Source organism: Asaia sp. SF2.1, assembly GCF_000505765.1.
In the GTDB taxonomy this organism is placed as follows: domain Bacteria; phylum Pseudomonadota; class Alphaproteobacteria; order Acetobacterales; family Acetobacteraceae; genus Asaia; species Asaia bogorensis.
This window is the reverse complement of record NZ_AYXS01000048.1, coordinates 102,790-105,524: the sequence shown is the minus strand read 5'-3', so window position 1 is coordinate 105,524 and position 2,735 is coordinate 102,790. Positions and strand designations below refer to the sequence as shown.

General features: G+C 58.0%; 4 protein-coding genes. All 4 read right to left on the bottom strand.

What is annotated here, in order from left to right:
• The coding region (gene dinB / locus P792_RS39235) for a DNA polymerase IV (protein ID WP_035440590.1) at positions 1–516 on the bottom strand (516 nt) is incomplete at its 3' end.
• An 87-nt stretch (positions 517–603) separates the two neighbouring features.
• Positions 604–1,650 (bottom strand): ferrochelatase, encoded by a 1,047-nt coding sequence (hemH, locus tag P792_RS33310; protein ID WP_023979680.1) that lies wholly within the window; start codon positions 1,648–1,650, stop codon positions 604–606.
• Positions 1,651–1,692: 42 nt separating this feature from the next.
• Positions 1,693–1,815, bottom strand: coding sequence for a hypothetical protein (locus P792_RS39540; RefSeq protein ID WP_023979679.1), 123 nt, complete (start codon positions 1,813–1,815; stop codon positions 1,693–1,695).
• Positions 1,816–1,942: 127 nt separating this feature from the next.
• A partial coding sequence (locus P792_RS33305) for an aspartate-semialdehyde dehydrogenase (RefSeq protein ID WP_035440720.1) occupies positions 1,943–2,735 on the bottom strand: 793 nt, incomplete at its 5' end.

Below are 2,735 nucleotides of genomic sequence, written 5' to 3'. Positions count from 1 at the left end.
GATGACGAATTGTCCATTGGGTTTGCGATGATCCGACGCCAGCTTCGCCAGAAACCGGTTGTAGGAGATCCCGGCCGAAGCCGTCAGTCCGGTTTCCTCGGCAATTTCTGCCCGGATACGCCGTGCAATATCGGTGGCCGACCCATGCTCGCGATAGCTTTGTGTCACATCGAGATAAGCCTCGTCGAGTGAGAGAGGCTGTATAAGCGCCGTATAGCGCGCGAATATCTCATGGATCTGGCGTGAAACGGCGCGGTAGGTGTCAAAGCGGGGCGGAACAAAGACCAGTTCCGGACATTGTCGCAACGCCGTACGCGATGGCATGGCCGAACGGACACCAAACCGACGTGCCTCATAGCTGGCCGCCGCGACAACGCCTCGTCCTTCACCCCGCCCTACGGCAACAGGACGACCACGCAACTCCGGTGCATCGCGTTGTTCAACCGAAGCGTAGAAGGCATCCATATCGATATGGATGATGCGACGCACAGCCCCGTGACCTGTTGGCTCAGACATGTTGCCCTTATGCCATCAGGTTCGAGAACAAAACAAGATCATCAAGCGTCAGGCTGACAGAACCAGCGATGGTTCAGCCACAACGCATCAGGCGGAAGTCAGGCCGGATTTCTGCCATGCGGGCGGGCAGGCTTCGCGAATCAGTGCTTCGAGCAGATCGATCGCCATATCGCTGTCATTCAGACATGGAATGAGGGTCAGTTCCTCACCTCCCGCCTCAATGAACTCGTCACGCAATTCGTGGCCGATTTCGTCCAGCGTCTCAATGCAATCGCTGATGAAGCCGGGCATGATGACAGCGATACGTGTAATCCCCTGCTCTGGCAGCGCCGTCACGAAAGGCGCCGTATAGGGCTGCACCCATTCCATCGGCCCAAAACGAGACTGGTAAGTGATCGGCATCTGTTCTTCGCTCACATTCAGAGCGTCACGCAGGGCGCGGATCGTTCTGACGCAGTCATCGGGGTAGTAATCCCCCTTGTCCACGCAAAGCTTTGGCAAGCCGTGAAAGGAGGCGACAATACGTTGCGGTTTCCAGCTCAGCCCCGTCAGATGGTCACGCACGCTCTTTTCGAGCCCGGCGATATAGACAGGATGATCAGGAAAAGCCGGGATGGTTTGAATGGCGGGCTGACGGCGCAGCGTCATCAGCGTGCGAAACAGCTGATCATTGGCTGTCGCGGTCGTGGTGGCGCTATATTGCGGATAGAGCGAGAGATAGAGGATGCGATCACATCCCTGATCCATCAGTTCCTCGACAGCCTCACCAATTGAGGGTTTGCCATAGCGCATACCCCAGGCCACCGGCACATCGGTGCCAAGGCGCTCGGCCAGCTTCTCCGCCTGGGCACGGGTGTAAACGCGCAGCGGGCTGGCGTCTTCTTCACGGTTCCAGATACGGGCATAGGCTTCGCCACTCTTGGAAGGGCGTGTTGTGAGAACAACGCCTTGCAGAATGGGCTGCCAGATGGCTGGCGGTGCCTCGATCACACGACGGTCGGAAAGAAACTCGCCAAGATAGCGACGGACCGAGAAGAAATCGGTGCCTTCAGGCGTGCCAAGATTGGCAATGAGGACACCCGTCTTGCCTTCCGGCGGTGTCGCAGTCGCGGGGATCTTGTTATTGAAGGCCATGTCTCTCTATCGGCTTACTGACTCAGGAGAGACAAAAACCGCTCAGCGCGCTGACGGTTTCCGTTTGACGCGCACCGGAATGGCTTTGGGTACAGGCGCCATACGCAGGAGACCAAGCACAGCGAGGGCAAACAGACCAGCGGCCAGAGTGTCGATAACAGCCATTGTCATCTCCGTTCGGACCCTTGCAGCACAACCCTGCATCCGCCCTTGAAAGGAGTTTGGCACTGCGCCGGGTCTGCGCAATGCCAAAATTACAATAATGACAAATATGTAATATAATAGCCCGTAATCAGGCCTTCTGCTTGATCAGATCGAGCGCAATCAGGGCCTCAGCAATCTGTACTGCGTTCAGCGCAGCGCCCTTGCGCAGGTTATCCGACACACACCACAGCGCCAGACCGTTCTCCACCGAGTCGTCGATACGCAGGCGCGAAACATAGGTCGCATCCTCGCCCACGCACTCGATCGGGGTGACGTAGCCGCCATCGTCACGCTCATCGCGCAGAATCACACCATCGGCCTCGCGCAGGGCCTCGCGGGCACGCGCCAGATCGACGGGTTCCTCACATTCGATATTGATCGCCTCGGAGTGACCGATAAAGACGGGCACACGCACACAGGTTGCCGCAACCTTGATGTCGGGATCGAGAATCTTGCGTGTCTCGACCGCCATCTTCCACTCTTCCTTGGTGGAGCCATCGGGCATGAAGCTGTCGATATGCGGAATGACGTTGAACGCAATCTGCTTGGTGAACTGGGCGATGGTCGGCGGATCGCCTACAAAGCTGCCCTTGCACTGGCCAAACAGCTCATCCATGCCATCCTTGCCGGCGCCGGAAACCGCCTGATAGGTCGACACCACGATACGCTTGATGGTGAACAGATCATGCAGCGGCTTGAGCGCAACCACCATCTGCGCTGTCGAGCAGTTGGGGTTGGCGATGATGTTGCGCTTCATCTTCTTCAGCGCATTCGCGTTTACTTCAGGCACCACCAGCGGCACGTCCGGCTCCATGCGGAAATGCGAGGTGTTGTCGATCACGATGCACCCGGCCGCTGCCGCACGCGGCGCATGCACAGCA